This is a genomic window from Streptomyces sp. NPDC050988 (genome assembly GCF_044456225.1).
Lineage (GTDB): Bacteria > Actinomycetota > Actinomycetes > Streptomycetales > Streptomycetaceae > Streptomyces.
The window spans coordinates 1-14788 of record NZ_JBITFQ010000059.1; the positions used below are offsets into that span (position 1 = coordinate 1).

General features: G+C 70.0%; 12 protein-coding genes, 1 tRNA gene and 1 pseudogene. 5 read left to right on the forward strand and 9 right to left on the reverse strand.

Annotation, left to right across the window (positions count from 1 at the left end):
* Positions 1–133: 133 nt before the first annotated feature.
* From ACIBEI_RS49205 to ACIBEI_RS49215, 3 genes are all read right to left on the reverse strand, one after another.
* Positions 134–207, reverse strand: a tRNA-Met gene (locus ACIBEI_RS49205).
* Between the two features lie 112 nt (positions 208–319).
* Positions 320–601 (reverse strand): HU family DNA-binding protein, encoded by a 282-nt coding sequence (locus ACIBEI_RS49210; protein ID WP_398898039.1) that lies wholly within the window; start codon positions 599–601, stop codon positions 320–322.
* Between the two features lie 222 nt (positions 602–823).
* The gene (locus ACIBEI_RS49215) at positions 824–1249 is read right to left on the reverse strand and encodes a hypothetical protein (RefSeq protein ID WP_398898041.1); all 426 of its coding nucleotides are present in this window, start codon (positions 1247–1249) and stop codon (positions 824–826) included.
* Between the two features lie 263 nt (positions 1250–1512).
* Here ACIBEI_RS49215 and ACIBEI_RS49220 point away from each other — a divergent pair.
* Positions 1513–2177, forward strand: a pseudogene (locus tag ACIBEI_RS49220) (lysophospholipid acyltransferase family protein).
* Between the two features lie 25 nt (positions 2178–2202).
* Here ACIBEI_RS49220 and ACIBEI_RS49225 read toward each other — a convergent pair.
* The 3 genes from ACIBEI_RS49225 to ACIBEI_RS49235 all read right to left on the reverse strand — a co-directional run bounded on the left by ACIBEI_RS49225 (position 2203) and on the right by ACIBEI_RS49235 (position 7684).
* Positions 2203–3195, reverse strand: coding sequence for a DNA polymerase thumb domain-containing protein (locus ACIBEI_RS49225; protein WP_398898043.1), 993 nt, complete (start codon positions 3193–3195; stop codon positions 2203–2205).
* Positions 3192–6584 (reverse strand): DNA polymerase III subunit alpha, encoded by a 3393-nt coding sequence (locus ACIBEI_RS49230; protein ID WP_398898044.1) that lies wholly within the window; start codon positions 6582–6584, stop codon positions 3192–3194. The genes ACIBEI_RS49225 and ACIBEI_RS49230 overlap by 4 nt, the downstream gene beginning before the upstream one ends.
* A gap of 290 nt (positions 6585–6874) precedes the next feature.
* Complete coding sequence (locus ACIBEI_RS49235) at positions 6875–7684, reverse strand: hypothetical protein (protein WP_398898046.1); 810 nt, start codon at positions 7682–7684, stop codon at positions 6875–6877.
* 172 nt (positions 7685–7856) lie between these two features.
* Between ACIBEI_RS49235 and ACIBEI_RS49240 the strand changes: the two genes are divergently transcribed.
* Complete coding sequence (locus ACIBEI_RS49240; RefSeq protein ID WP_398898048.1) at positions 7857–8447, forward strand: hypothetical protein; 591 nt, start codon at positions 7857–7859, stop codon at positions 8445–8447.
* 38 nt (positions 8448–8485) lie between these two features.
* On the opposite strand, the gene ACIBEI_RS49245 is transcribed toward ACIBEI_RS49240, so the two are convergent.
* Positions 8486–9610: a helix-turn-helix domain-containing protein gene (locus ACIBEI_RS49245; protein WP_398898049.1), complete on the reverse strand. Its 1125-nt coding sequence runs from the start codon at positions 9608–9610 to the stop codon at positions 8486–8488.
* Positions 9611–10146: 536 nt separating this feature from the next.
* Here ACIBEI_RS49245 and ACIBEI_RS49250 point away from each other — a divergent pair.
* Together ACIBEI_RS49250 and ACIBEI_RS49255 are read left to right on the forward strand one after the other, a co-directional pair.
* Entirely contained in the window at positions 10147–10875 is a 729-nt protein-coding gene (locus ACIBEI_RS49250; protein ID WP_398898051.1) for a GntR family transcriptional regulator, read from the forward strand.
* Positions 10875–11393 carry a GntR family transcriptional regulator gene (locus tag ACIBEI_RS49255; RefSeq protein WP_398898053.1) on the forward strand — a complete coding sequence of 173 codons (519 nt, stop codon included), beginning with the start codon at positions 10875–10877 and terminating at the stop codon, positions 11391–11393. The genes ACIBEI_RS49250 and ACIBEI_RS49255 overlap by 1 nt, the downstream gene beginning before the upstream one ends.
* A gap of 157 nt (positions 11394–11550) precedes the next feature.
* On the opposite strand, the gene ACIBEI_RS49260 is transcribed toward ACIBEI_RS49255, so the two are convergent.
* Complete coding sequence (locus ACIBEI_RS49260; protein ID WP_398898055.1) at positions 11551–12099, reverse strand: hypothetical protein; 549 nt, start codon at positions 12097–12099, stop codon at positions 11551–11553.
* A gap of 51 nt (positions 12100–12150) precedes the next feature.
* On the reverse strand, positions 12151–13668 hold the full coding sequence (locus tag ACIBEI_RS49265) for a relaxase domain-containing protein (RefSeq protein WP_398898057.1): 1518 nt from the start codon (positions 13666–13668) through the stop codon (positions 12151–12153).
* Positions 13669–14355: 687 nt separating this feature from the next.
* Between ACIBEI_RS49265 and ACIBEI_RS49270 the strand changes: the two genes are divergently transcribed.
* Positions 14356–14769, forward strand: a complete 414-nt coding sequence (locus ACIBEI_RS49270) for a hypothetical protein (protein ID WP_398898058.1) — start codon at positions 14356–14358, stop codon at positions 14767–14769.
* Positions 14770–14788: the final 19 nt, after the last annotated feature.

Consider the following 14788-nt stretch of genomic DNA (forward strand, 5'->3'; position numbering starts at 1 on the left):
CTCACAATGACGCCCTTGCCTCCGGCTCGGGGTTAGCACCACCTCTTCCCCCAGGGGACTTTCACCCCCAAGCAATCGCCCATGCTGGGCGCACAAGGCGAAGGGGCCCGGTATCGCGGGCCCCTTCATCTCGTAGCGGGGACAGGATTTGAACCTGCGACCTCTGGGTTATGAGCCCAGCGAGCTACCGAGCTGCTCCACCCCGCGTCGGTGGTGCCACTCTAGCAGCGGCTCGTCCCTGCCGTGGTGGCACCCCGGGCCGGTCAATGCTCGGTGCCTGCTCCGGACTGCACTGCCTGGTCGGGGGCAGGCAAGGGGTTCAGTTGCCCTTGGCGGCTTCCTTCAGCTTGGAACCCGCGGAGACCTTCACGCCGTAGCCGGCCGGAATCTGGATCGGGTCGCCGGTTTGCGGGTTGCGCGCAGTGCGGGCAGAGCGGTGGGTGCGCTCGAAGGTGAGGAAGCCGGGGATCGTGACCTTCTCGTCGCCCTTGGCGACGATCTCGCCGACGGCCTCGGCGAACGCGGCCAGCACGGCGTCGGCGTCCTTGCGGGTCACTTCGGCGCGGTCGGCCAGCGCGGCCACAAGCTCACTGCGGTTCATGGTGTAGCACTCCATATCCGTGGATCATCCCGCGCGCGCAGCGAACGGGACATGTCGGAGGCGATACTGCCATTAGCCACTGACAACCATCGTGCTGGCGCCGTCAATCGCGCCGTCGACGTCAGTGCAGCCAAGTTGCCGTGCCGCGCCTCTGGCTGCTGCCTCTTCACCGGTAGCGGACGGCGGCGACCTCATCGTCCGTGCGCTGCCGTTCCACGCCAGCTACGGGGATGGCTCGGGGCCGTCTTCATCGAAGTGTTGGCGCCAGCGCAGGAACTCGATGTTCTGCCACATCACCCCAGCCTCGATCTGGTCCGGGGTCAGTCCGGTCTCCTCGGCCAGGTCCTCCTCGCTGATCCGGCCTTCGTACTTCTGCAGAGCCCTGGCAATCTTCCCGGCCCAGAGTTCGGCGTCCACGAACGGTCGGCGTTTGTATTGCCCGATCAGTTCGGCGAGGTGTTCTTTCGTGCACCCGACGACCATGCGCTTGCCGTCGAACTTCGCGTTGGCCGCGTGAATCGACGACGAGTCCGGGACCAGGGCATACCATTCCGAGCTGTCCGAGACCACGGTCCCGCACAGGTCACATAGCTCTGGCTGAGGTTCGACGTCTTCGTCGGCCGGCTCATCGCCCTCGTCACCGTTCACACATCGTGCATACCACCCCGGCACCCGCGGCGGCATGAACGCCTGGCTGGCACCGCCTGCGCCCTGGCCTGTGCGCTGATCGGCACTGCGCCCCAGAACGCAGCGGGCCCCGGCGGCCGCCCGTCGGCGGCCCGCTGCTCGCTCGGCCCCCAGGACCGCTCATGAGAAGTACGGACGCGTAGATGAGTAGGAGAACTCATGCAACGGCGTTGACCGCTGACGAAACATGAAGATCAACATCGTCGAAACGGGGAGATCCACCCATGCTCAGCCGCATCGCCAACGTCCTGGTACCCACCGTCGGCCGCCTGTCGGTGACCACCGCCCCCGGCTTCACGATCAGGCCCGGCAGCGTGTTCGCCGCGAATCACACCTCGTTGGCGGACCCCGCGATCGTGCTGGCCGCTTTGCGTCGGCTCGGCGCCGACCCGGTCGTGATGGCGGCGGCCGGGCTGTGGCGCATCCCGTTGCTCGGTCGTTTCCTCGCCCGCGAAGGCCACATCCCCGTGTTCCGGGGCGACCGGCGGGCAGCCGACGCACTCGATTCCGCCGCGCGGGCCCTGGAGCAGGGACGGTCGGTGCTCATCTACGCCGAGGGCGGCCTGCCCCGCCGACGGGACGCCGGCGAGTCGGCCCCCGGATCCTTCCGCAGCGGCCTGGCCCGGCTGGCCGAGCGCAGCGGCGCCCCCGTTGTCCCTGTGGGACAGGCCGGGGCCCGTCGGGTCACTTCGGGCAGCGCGGCGAAGCAGATCGCCGGGCTGGCCACCGCGCGCCGTTGCGCCGCCCTGGCCTTCACGTCCACGTGGGAGCGCCTCTGGAGCTCACCGGTGACCGTGCAGCACAGTCGGCAAGGGCCCACAGCGCGGTGACCGATGCCTGGCGTACGGCGGCCACCCGCCTCGGGGAGCCCGCTGCCCTTGTCGCGTAGCCCTCATCGCTCGGTGGTCAAGGGTTCAGAGCCAGGCGGCGGCGGGGCGTAGGGCATGGGGTCCGAACCTCTCGCGGAGGCGGTCGGTGGCGGCCTCGAGTCGGCGCGACCGCTCGTCGCCGGGGTCGAGTGTGAGCTGGAGGGCGGCGTGCTCGGCCGGGGTGAGGCGCTCTGCCCTCAGGCTCAAGGTGCGGACTCTGGCGCGCTGCAGGCCGAGGGTCTGGTGGAGGGCGTGCGCGGCGGCGATGAGGGCGGGGCCGTGTGCGGTCGGCTCGGGCAGGGTGCGGGTGCGGGTGGTGGTGGAGCGGTCGGCGTAGCGCACGGTGAGGGCGAGGCCGCGGGTGATCTGGTGGCTGGCGCGGAGGCGCAGACCGAGATTGTCGGCGAGAGCGAGGAGGGCGCCGTGCTGCCGTTGGGGGTTGAGTTCGTCGTGGGGGAAGTGGTGTTCCGCGCTGAGGGTTGCGGCGGGCGCGGCGGGTTGCACGGGGGTGGGGTCGATGCCGTGCGCGGCGGTGTGCATGCGTCGGGCGGTGCTGGTGCCGAGGATGCGGGTCAGGGTTGCGCTCGGGGTGGTGGCGAGGTCTCCGATGGTGGTCAGGCCCAGGCGGCGCAGGGTGCGCACGGTGGCGGGGCCGCAGCCGGGGAGCCGGCCGAGTGGCATAGGGGCAAGGTAGGCCGCGGCGTCTTCGGGGGTGCTGGGGGCTGTGCGCAAGGTGCCGGGTGGGCCGTCGGTGGCGGCGATGCGGGCGAGCAGCGGGTTGGGGCCGAGGCCGAGGGTGGCTTGGATGTCGCCGAACAGGGCGATGAGACGGATGCGGATGAGCGCGGCGAGCGCGGGCGCGTCACGGTCGAAGATCCGTAGGGCCCCGGTGAGCTCGGCGAGGGCGACGTCGGGCGGGCAGGTCTGTACTACGGGGGTGAACTGGCCGAGGAACGCGGTGAGTTCGCGGTATTCGGTCTCGGTGGTCGGCCCGAAGTGCAGGTACAGCACCGCGCGAGGTCTGGGGGTGTGGGTCATCCGGCGCTTCCGGGGCTGGCGTGGTGCAGGCGTCGGCCCCCGGGACGCCGGGATCGGCGGGTGTGGGCGTCCGTGTCGGGGAGGGTGCCGGGGCGGGTGAGCCGGTCGGCGACCGCGTCGGTGCCGCCGTCGCGGTAGAGGTCGATGAGCTCGGCGAGGTCCCACACCGTCTGGCCGGTGATGCTCACGCTGCGGGGGTGGCGGCGGGAGACGGTGCCGCGAGCGAGCAGCAGCGAGCTGTGAAAGATCGTTTCGGCGCAGGTGTCGTGGCTGTCCTCGAAGAAGGCGAGGTCGCTCAGGTCGGTGGGGTCATCGAGCGTGAGGAATATGGTGCGCTTCCCGGATCGGGTGGGCGGGGTCTGTGAGCTGGCCTTCACGCCGGCGACCAGGACGCGCTGGCCGCCTCGCAGCTGCGGCAGTCGCGCGGCGGGGGTGACGCCGAGTTCGGCGAGCAGGGGCCGGTGGTCGTCGAGCAGGTGTCGGCTGATCTCCATGCCGAGGATTTCGAGCTCGGCGGCCAGTTGGTCTTCGCCGTTCATGCCCGGCAGCCCGGCCGCCTGGACCTGCTCCAGTTTGCCCGTGGTGTTGTCGCTGTCTTCGGCGCCCAGGGGCAGTTGCCCGGATTCGATGCGGCGTCCGCGGTGTTGGCGGTGGAGCTCGGTGAGGTGGAGCAGGATCTCGCGGCGCGGGCCGAGCTGGTCGAGGGCTCCGATGCGGGCGAGCCGGTCGGCGAGGGGGAGGCTGGGGCGGGCCCGCTGCCAGAAGTCGTCCAGAGAGCGGTAGGGGCGTGCGCTGATGATGCGGTCGGTCTCGGCGGTGGTGATGCCCTTGATCAGGCCCAGGCCAAGGCGCACCCCCCAGGTCTCGTGGTGCTGCTCGACGATGGAGGCGTGCTGGGAGTGCTCGATGTCCGGCGCGAGGAGGGGCACGCCGCGGCGGCGGGCCTCGGCGGCAAGGACACGGCGCGGGTACATGCCGGGATCGTGGGTGAGCAAGCCGGCCGCGAACGCGGCCGGGTGGTGTGCTTTGGTCCAGGCTGACTGGTAGGCGGGCACGGCGAGGGCCAGCGCGTGCGCCTTGCAGAAGCCGTATGAGCCGAAGGCCGCGAGGATTTCCCAGGTGGTGGTGGCGGTGTGGCGGTCGTAGCCGTTGCGTCGGGCGGCGTCGGTGAACCAGGCGCGGACGCGTCCGGTGCGGTCGGGGTCGGACAGGGCGCGGCGGGCCTCGTCCGCCAGTCCCAGGTCGCATTGCGTGATCTTCGCGACGATCTTGATGACCTGTTCGTGGTACACCACCTGGCCGTGGGTCTCGGCGACGATCGGCTCCAGATCACGGTGCAGGCGCCGGGGCCGGGCCTGGCCGTCGCGGGCCGCGACCACGGGGTCGATCATGTTCGCGACGACGGGGCCCGGCCGGAACAGGGCGACGTCCAGGGCGAAGTCGTCCACGGTGCGCGGGCGCAGCTTGCGCACGAGTTCCCTCTGACCGGGTGATTCGAGGTTGTAGGTCCCCAGGCTGGCGCCCGCGTGGAGCATGTCCAGGGTGGCGGGATCCTCCGGCGGTACCTGGGCTGGGTCGTCGAGGTCGATGCTCGTGCCGGTGGTCCGGGCGATCTCGGCGACGGTGTGCGCGAGCCCGGCTTGTGCCCGTACGCCGATGACGTCGACCTTGATGTGCCCGGTGTCCTCGATGTCGTGCTTGGAGAAGACGCTCATGGCGATGTTCGGGATGGAGGTCGGCGCCACCGGCGTGCGGTCCAGCAGGCCAGCGTCGGAGACGAGCAGCCCGCAGGGGTGCATGCCGGTCGTATGCGGCAGCCCGTCCAGCGACTCCACCAGGGACCACAGCCGCCCGTGGTCCTCGGCCGCGATCCGCTTCAGCTCCGGCAGCTCCCTGAGCGCCGAGCGCACATCGCGGGCCTTGACCTGAGGAAACGCCTCAGCGAGCCCGTCGGCGTCCTCCGGGATCATGCCGCGTGCGAGCGCCACGGCCCGGATCGCGCCGCGCGCCCGGTAAGTCTCGTACACCGCGAGCGTTGCTACCCGGTCGCTGCCGAACCGTTTCCGGACCGCTTGGTAGACCTCCAGGCGGCGGGCCGACTCCACGTCCAGGTCGATGTCCGGGAGGGCCGCGCGTCGGGGTGAGAGAAAGCGCTCCATGACGAGGCCGTGGGCGACCGGGTCGATCGGGCTGATCCCGAGCAGGTGCACGACCAGGGAGCCGACCGCCGAGCCGCGGGCGGCCACGCGCACGTGCAGTTCCTTGGTGAGGCGGACGACTTCGGCGATGGTCAGGAAGTAGCCGGCGAGCCCGAGCCGGGCGATCGTGGTCAGCTCGGACTCGACGCGGTCCCAGTAGGCGGGGAGGCGGTGGTAGCCGTGGTGCATTATCGCGGCCGCGCACCGGCCGGCCAGCTCCCGGTCCACCGCGCTCTCCTCGGCGCCGATCAAGTGGGCCTCGGGCAGGTGGAGCCGCCCCAGTCCGAAGGCGTCGGCCGGGTCCACCTCGCAGGACGCGGCCGTCTCCTCGGTCTGCGCCAGCAGGCGCGTGACGCGTGCGGTGCGCTCTCCGGCCGCCTCGGCTACACGTTCGGCGATCCGCTCCATGCCGGAGTCGTCCTTCAGCCACCGCTCGCCGCCGTCGAGGTGCTGCGCGTCGCGGGCGTCGATGGGCACGAGCAGGCGTGCGGAGTCCAGGAGGTCGGCCACCTCGCCCATGCCGGGATCGGCGTAGCGGACCGCGTTGGAGAGCACGGCGGGGACGTCGTGCTCGTCGGCGAACGCGAGCATGCGGGCAGCGCCCCGCACAGAGCCGGGCCCGGTGCCCGGGCGGCCGTGGCAGGCGACCTCCAGGCGCAGCGCGGTGCCGAACCGGTCGCGCCACGGGGCCAGGAGCCGAGCAGCCTTATCTGGGCGGCCCTGCGTCAGAGCGGCGCCGACTTCGGAGTCCGCGCCGAGCAGTGCGACCAGGTCGTCCTCTCCGGCCGCCTGGTCCACGTCTGCCCAGGCCACCTTGGAGTCCGTAGCGGCGGCCGAGGTCAGGTGGCACAAGGCCGCCCAGCCGCGGGCGGTTCGGGCGAGCATCACAGCCCGCTGCTCGGCTTCGGCGACGAACGCGCCGCCCTTGACCGGGCTGCGCCGGCGCCCGGTCCCCGCGGGCTCCGGGACGATCGCGGGCGGCACCGCGAGGTCCACCCCGAACAGCGGACGCACCCCGGCGGCGGTGCAGGCCTTCGCGTGCCGCACGGATCCGGCCATGGAGTCGCGGTCGGTCAGCGCTAGCGCGTCAAGGCCCCGCTCCCCCGCGCGCTCGGCCAGATCCTCGACCTGGCTGGCCCCGTACCGCAGAGAGAATCCCGAGGCGACGCGTAGGTGCGTGAACGACGTCATCGCACCTCCTGACCGCTCTTGCCCGCGTGCCCCTCCAGCCCGTCGCATGGCCTACCGGCGAACAGAATAGGCCATCACTCGAACACTTGTTCCCTACGGTGTCGTCGATCACTCCACCGGGGGCGACCTGCTCCACAGCCTTGACGCCGCAATGAGGCCGGAAAGTCGGCTCCACAGCGCAGGCGGGGCGCTTGAGCCACGCCCTGTGGCGTACCCCACGGCCACGGGCGCGATCGGGAGAGGGAACCGGGTGCGCGCCCTCCGCAGGACGACGATGACGCTGTCGCGGATCACGCCCCTGGCAGGGGGGTCTCGGCTGGCTGCGGGGTGTGGATGGCCAGGCGTCGCAGTTCGCCGGCCAAGAGCTGGAGGTACTGAAGTTCCATTGGGACGCGGCGGTCCGCAGAGAAGCGGTGCACCAGCGCGTCCAGGCCGGCACTCAGGTCCTCGGGCAGGTGGCCGAAGTCGGCCGCAGCCGGTCGCTCACCGCCGTACGCGGGGATCCAGCTGCGGTGGAGGCGTTCCTGTCGCACGGCCGTCTCGATCGATGTGTAGGTGGCGGCCACATGCTCGGGGTCGTCCTGGGTGTGGTCCAGTTCGAGTCGCAGCGTCAGGAGCAGGCCGATGTGAAGTTCGGTCAGGTTCAGGTCCGGGGCCCGGAACGCCTCGGCCGCCCACGGCTCGCCGGCCGCTTCGTCGGCGTGGCGGGCCCAGGCAGCAAGGTGGTACCAGCGCCAGTGCTTCTGCTCTGCGGACTCGATGCCGTAGGGGTCCCGCTGCGCGGGGAAGCGGGGTCCGGGATACGGGTTGGTCCAGCCGCAGATGCATGCGGAGCGCAGGGTCGCGTCGTCGTGGTGCCAGAGGACGTACGTGGCCTCGTCTCCCTCCAGGAGCTCGGCCTCGCCGGTGGCGGGCGTGCGCTGGATCGCGATGTCGTGTTCCTGGGATGCGGGCGAAGGCGTCGGGTGCTGGGCGCCTGTGCGCGGGATGCGGTTCTTGGCCGCGAGTAGCAGTGCGTGGGCCTCTGTGCGCGAGATTTCCTTGGATGCCGCGAGGGCGCGGGCCTTGGCCTTGCGGTCGTTGCTGCCGGCACGGGTCATGGTCGACTCCACGGCGGGCCCCACGCCAACCCGCCGATCATGTCGTTGACCGGGCAGGGCAAAGCACCACGGGCCCTCGCCCGGGGGTGTGGCCCCGGGTGCCGGACCGTATCCGGCGAGCCTGCGACCGGCCGAACTGCTCGGCGTGGGATGCGTTGTTCGGGGTCTGGGCGTGCGTGTCCTGCTCCAGGCTCAACGTAGCCGACCGGCACTTCCCTGGGTAGATCATGCCGATGCGGGTGGTGGCAGAACCGTAGCTGACCGGGGCGTCGAGCTGGCCGCCAGGTGTGCGGACGGCGCTTCGCGCTGGGCCACGGACACCGCAAGAGACAAGATCTACGAACTCGGCATCCGCGCCGACGAGTTCCCTCACGACCACCGTCCGCCCGGCTTCACCCTGTGGCCTGGCGCCTTGGACTACGCGGCTTACCGGCCGGGCATCCCGGTCGAAGCCGTCGCCCTGCTTACCGAGACGGTGGCCAGTAAGCAGCACCGGGCGCTGCTCGACCTGGGGTCCGGGACCGGGCAGGTGCGCCTCGCGCTGCAGCAGGCCGTCACCGAGAACTGCACGTCCCGTCTCACGGGACGGGACGTGCACGTCGCCCATTGGCGCGACGCGGCGACGGCGTGTCAGAGGTCGGTTGAGGCGGTTGAGGGCTTCCCCTTCGGCGCCGGGAGCGGGGCTGAGACGATGTCTCGTGCCGGGGCAGCCGACAGGGGTTTGGATGACTCCGCTGTGACGGACGGTTGTCCCGGCCACTGAGGAGAGGCGGCAGCCTGATCCGCGACAGCAGTCAGGAATCAGGTCAGTTCGCGCCAGTTGTAGGCAAGGTCGACGCCGGGCGAACCGTTTCTGCCCGGTGCCGGATAGACGGTCACTGACCTCAGCGTCGTGGTGAGGATGCCCCGGCGCTGGGTGTTGGTCATCGAGCGCCGCCACTGATCCAGCGCGTGCTGGGGCGAGACGGGGACGTTCAGCTTCATCTCGATCCCGTCGGCGGTAAGGATCTCCTGTGCGACGCCGAGTTCGCGACAGGCCTGGGCGGGGAAGGCACGTGTGAGTGCCCTCTTCGCGATGCGGAGCTCGAGGTCGCCGGCGGGGAGTTCGGGCAGACACCCTGTGGCGCAGCTGTAGGTGGCCGGCAGGTGGGCGCCGGTCAGGAGCAACCCGCACAGTCCGCAGGAGAGCAGATCGGTGAGCAGTGGGCCGTACCAGGGAGCGGGGCTTGACTGCTCGGCCATGAGCACGGGTACCGGCTGGGTGCTTCGCGGCACGAACATGACCTGCCGCAGGTCCGGGCGGCCACTGGGCACGCTGAGCAGGCAGGCGGAGATCGGACATGCGCCGCTGTCCGTGCGCCAGACGAATACCTGCCCGTCGGGGCAGTCCCGTGGGGAGGAGGCCACGGAAAGACCCAGCTGCGCAGCCTCCTCGCATAGAGCGAGCAGCTCGGCGTTTCGGGGGGACGCAGTAATGGCGTCACGGAGGACACCGGCGAAGACCCGGGCGACGTCGTCCCAGTTGGCGAGTCGTCTTCGCGCGTCACCGTCGAACAAGACCCAGCGCATCAGGTTCCATCCCGGCAGGACCGAGTCGGGCAGCAACGCTCGGGCGAAACCGTTGGCCTCCACGTTTCGCCAGGTGCTGTCCACGATGAGAACCGGGATGTCATAGCCGTGCAGTATGCGCTGTAGGTATTTGTCGACAGGGGCGTCCGCCGCGGCCAGTCGCGCTCGGTGGCTGTCGGGGAGTTGCAGGACGTCGATGACCGCCTTGACCGCCTCGGTGCCCGGCCAGGCGGTGCCCTGCTCAAGTGCGAGGTACTGATCTATGGAGATGCCTGCCCTCTCGGCCACGTGCGAGGGATCGAGAGCGGCTCTGGCCCGGTAGACCGCGACTACCTCCCCGAGGGAAGCGATCACCATGCTCGGCTCCTGACTTCGACTAGCCGCTCCCCGGGGCGGGTGTCCCACCGGCGCTGAACTGACAGCTCTACTGCCCCGTACGTTCTCAGCGTAGGTACCGCTCATATAGCGAAGCCAGACCAACTTCTGTCACATCCCTGGCTGACCGACGTCTTGTCACCACGGCCTCTGAACAGACGGTGCCTGGCTCCTTCGCAGGTCAGGTGGCCTTCTCGGTCCATTCTTCCCCAAAGTCGGAGTGTAGGGGTTTCACACGGGTGGCCACAGCATGTTGGGCAACTCCGTGCGGGACACCAGACGGAGTTCCGGCACACGACGGCACGCCGTCATACTGCGTAGCAAGGGTGAGGCAGAGCACGCCGAAAGCCGCTCGAATCCCCGACGCCCGTGGCGGTCGGCTGTGCAAGACAGCAGATTCGCGGGTGCGTCCGCCTGCCGGGACGACGGCTACGATCCCTCCGGCGTTTCCTCCCGTGAGGCGGGACGATCCTGCACTGCTCAACGATTTTCGTGGTTCTCCGCGAAGAGTGTTGTCCATGATGCTCTCTGACCTGTGCGAATCCATTGCCGTGCTCCTAGTTCCCACCCCCTCCCCCGAGAAACAGTGCGGGGACCCTGACGACGTTCTCGAAGGCCTCCTGCAGGAGCGGCGGGCCACGGCCGAGCGCCTGTGGACGATCTGGGAAGGGGCGGACGAAGATCCGCTCCTGGTGGCGCTCTCGGAGGCGCACTGGCGTCGCCGGCAGGCCGACCATGAGGTGCGGCGGTTGTTGGCCTTTGGACGCGAGTTCGTCCGGCCTCGTCCGTACGAACTCGCGGTGCTGGCCGAGGCCGGTGGTCTTTCGGCCTCCGGGGCGAAGACCGCGTACAAGGCACACCATGTCGCCGAGGTGGCGGCCGCCCTGGGCCGCTCTCCCGTCCGCCGCCCCTCTCACGGGACGGCGCGGCTGTCCGACCGCGGGGCACAGGCGAACGAAGGCGCGCGCAGCGTGCAGCCTGCGGCCGGCGGGACGGAGAGCCTGCGCTATCGGCGCATCGCGGCAGGTCTGCGGGACCAGATCCAGTCGGGCGCCCTCCCCCAGGGAAGTCGAGTTCCTTCGGTGCGCGACCTGATGGCGGCGCACGGCGTCGCGATGGCCACGGTGCGGCACGCACTCCAAGTGCTCACCGACGAACAGCTGATCCACGCGGTGCAGGGCGTGGGGACGTTTGTCGGCCCGCTTCCCGCCCACTCTGGTACCGGTCATGCGGAGGTGTCGCAGTGATGACGGTGCCTGAGCAGAAGCAGGCGCCGGAGGAGTTGGTTCCCGAGTTGGCCGGGGGCTTGGACAGCGACCCCGGGGACGGGCACGGATACGACTCCCCGAGTGACGACCGCCTGGTCGACAGTGCCGATGCTCCGTACCTGTTCGTCGCCGCCCACCTGAGGCACCAGATCACCTCCGGCGCTCTTGGGCCTGGCGATCGGCTGCCGTCCAGCCGTGAGCTGGAGGTGCAGTTCGGGCACGCCAACATGACGATCCGCCGGGGTGTCGACGTCCTGCGGGCTGAAGGGCTCATCTACACCGTCCATGGAGTGGGCAGTTTCGTCGGCCCGCGGCTGTCCGGCTCCGGGCCGGCGAAGGCCACGCCGAGCACTCCGAGGCGGTCTCGGGAGCGGCCCCCGGGATCCGCAGGTCGCATCCGGCCGGGTGAGACGGGACTGAGCCCGCAGCTCGCCCACCTCGCCCAGCGGGTGCAGGCCTTGGAGGAAGCCCTGTGGGGAGCTGAGCAGCAGCCGTGACGGACCCTTCGGAGCCCCGGGGGCGGGTGAGAAGGTGGCGCGGGAGGCCGTCGCGAGGCATGAAGGCCATAGCACGCTGTTGTGCTGCGGCCGCCGTTCGAGCTCCCGTGCTGTCGGCGACGCCCGCTCTCCGTCGGTGTGCTCCCGCGTGCGGGCATCAGGAGGTTGCGCGAGGTGCGTGAGCGATCAGCTCGCACACGATCCCGTAGACGGCGGTCGCGTCCTGGACGGTTCTGCCCCTGGCCATGAGCGCGCGGCGTACAGCACTGCGCGCTCTGGGGTGCTCCGAGCTGATCAACCGGGCTTCGGCCACCCCTTCTTCGAGTTCCCGCAGGTGCTGGATGTGGCGCTCGGTCGGATGCGCGGCCACCGTCACGGGGCCTCTCTTGAGTTCCGCGATCGGACCGGCAGCCGGTGCGGTCGCCATTGGTTCGGTCGGCAGCGGCATCGAAGGAACCCGGGCGCCTGCATCGGGGGACGCTGCAGATGCTCGGGGCGTGGCCAGGACCAAGAGGGCGCACAGGTCAAAGAGGCTCAGCGGCCCAAAGCCGCGGCTCGACAACCTTTGGAGGGTGCGGCGCGCGTCCACCGGGAGACGTTGCGTGTGGGGCGCGGTCTCGTTGATGAGGTCGCCCGCGATTGCCTCGAGGGCCGCCCAGTACTCGGCGGTCCGGAAAGAGGGTCTGCGCGAGGAAGCGGCGGACATACCGACAATCTAGCTGTTCCCGCCCCGACGCGATGCCGGGCCAGGAAGAGTTCAGGACGGGCCGACGCTTTCGCCATGGTGGAGGCCGTAGCGGGCGGTGCTGCTCATGAGGGTGGAACCCCGGTGGGGTAGAGCAACGGTGTATCCGTCTGCCCGGAGGACGTCATCGGCCAGGCGTTGCAGCTCGCCTAGATCGGTGCCGAATCCGTACGGCAGGGCGTTGGCTACGGCGGCCATCAGCTCGGCCCGGGTCAGCTCCCCTTTCGTCGCACCGGTGAGACCTGTCCCTGGGCCGAGGACAAGCGCCGCGAGTTGATCGGGCGGCGGGATGCGCGGTCCGGTACCAGAGGAGTCGTTGCTTCCTGGGCCTGGGGCGGCCCCGGCAACCATCGCGTCCACGTCGATGCCTGCGGCCTCGGCGCGCTGCCTCCAGCTCTCACGCATCGTGTCCGCGCTGGCCACCGCGTGCGTGAAGCGAAGAGCCCAAGCGGAAACCCGCCTCTTATCCTCCACTGATGCGCCCGCACCCGCGTCTTCGTTCACCTGCTGCGCGCGGCGGCTGAATGTGGTGCACAGCAGCCGGGAGATGCCCTCGACCTCCCACGCACCTGTCGTCTGGGACCGTACCCGGCGCACGCCGAACCTCTGGAGTGCCAGCAGACGTACGCGGGCTTTGAAGAATGCGTCGAGCACGGAGGCGTGGCGGTAGAGGTCCATGCCGGAGTTGGCGATGCTGCGCCACGTGCCGTCCTCGCACAACGCGAGGTTGGCGAGGACGACATGCAGGCGAAGGTGCGGGTCGCCGGGCTGTGCGTCGCCCATCGGGCGTGCGGCGCGATGCTCGGAGGACCATCCGAGAAGGCCCTGCGTCGCGATCCGGGCGAGGTCGCCGTCCTGGCTGCGGACGGCATACCCGATCAGCTGCTCCGCAGCGTTCAGCGTGTCGGCCCGCGCCTCCTGGACCAGCAGCCGGTACTCGCTCTCTGCCCGCTCGGGCAGAAGTCCGGCGAGCACGCTGTCGCTCTTGGGCAGGTCGAGAACGACGCACCAGCCCGGCACCCTGCTGTCGACCCGCAGGTCCTTGTGCCTCCATGCCGTCTCGAGTTCCGCCCGGCCGTACACGTCGGGAAGGTCGATGCCGACGGCACGGGCGAGTTTGTGCACAGTCACGATGTTCAGGCGCTGTGTCTCGCCTTCCTTGATGACCAGGCGCTGTTGCCCCGCGAGCGTCTTCTGCTGCTTCGGCTTTCCCTCCAACAGCGCACCCGGCTCGACACCAGCCGCGGCCGCCTTCTCCTCGATGGCGCGCAGGAGCGGGGCAACGGCCAGCGTGGCCTTCCTGTGGGCACGCACCGAGGCCCTGGAGGCGAAAAGCGGAGCACCGGTCTGGGGATGACATCCTTTCATCAGACGGCGGGCGGCCGTCTCGTGCTCTTCACTGAAGAGGGCGCCGGGCTCCAGCCCTACAGCCGGCAGTCCGGTGCCGATCCAGACCAGGGCGCCGTCGGTGCCGGGAGCCAGCCAACGGTCCACGTCCCGGTCCGTGTTGATCTCGTTCACCCACGCCATCGGCTCACCCCTACGGTGCGATGGCTGCGAACCGGGCAGGGCAGGATACGGACGTCAGCGAGGACGGCAGGCACACGTACCTCCGAAGCAGCGCGGGAGCTCCCAGCATGGCGAGCGGCTGGAGGCCCACGCTGAACGAGTCCGCTCATGCCTGCAATGCACCATCTCTGCCGACGGGAGTCACGGCCGGAAAACGTCAGGCTCAGGAACGCCTGCCAGCGCTCTGGTTCCGCCATACGGTCCCGCGAACACCTCACCCGCCCTTGTTACCGGCGCGGGGCCGGCCTGCGGACTCTCACCGCAACCGCAGAGCAGGGGCACATTGCCCCCTTGGGGCAAGTGCATTCAACGGCGCGCGGGTCGTGTTGACGGAGCCCGTGGGTGACGGCATGATGACGGACTGCGTGGCCTACGCCGAACCTCCCGCGACCGTCCCCAGCACGGTCTCCCATCGGAGGCAAAGGGACCAGCGTCTCAGGCCGTTGTCGCAGCCCGATCGCCTCGGGCGAGGTTGCTGGGGAATCGTCGCTCAAGGCGTGGAAGGCCGCGATGACAGCCCGCAGGAACTTTAAGCGCCTGGTGCGCGCCCGCGCCGCCAAGACCGGCGAGTCCTACACGTCTGCCCTCCGGCACTTCCGTCCGACTCCATCAGGAGACGTTATGTCGGAAGCAAGGAATCCCCAGGGCGTGCGGCTCGCCGTCGCGCAGACCCCCGTTCGTGAAGACCCCCGAGATGTTGACGCGCTGCGCGAAAGCGGCCGTCAGGTCCGTGCTCTGATGCGCGAGGCAAGCGCCCAGGGCGCGAGGATCGTGCACTTCCCGGAAGGCGCGATCTGCTTTCCCAACAAGCTCGTCATGTCCGTCGCCGGCCCGGACGCGGTCGGCCCGGCGGACTGGGACCGGTGCCAGTGGCCAGTTCTGCAAGCAGAGTTGGCTGCGATCGTCGAGATGGCGCGGGAGTTGCGACTGTGGACGGTGATCGCCTCGGTGCACCGCTTGACTGAGCCCAACCGTCCGCACAACAGCCTCTCTGCGCCACGAGGCGCAGTGCCGTATAGCCCGCGCAGCGGGCAGAGATTGGAGGAATGTCTCTGGATCTGATGGCTTACCCAAGATCCGA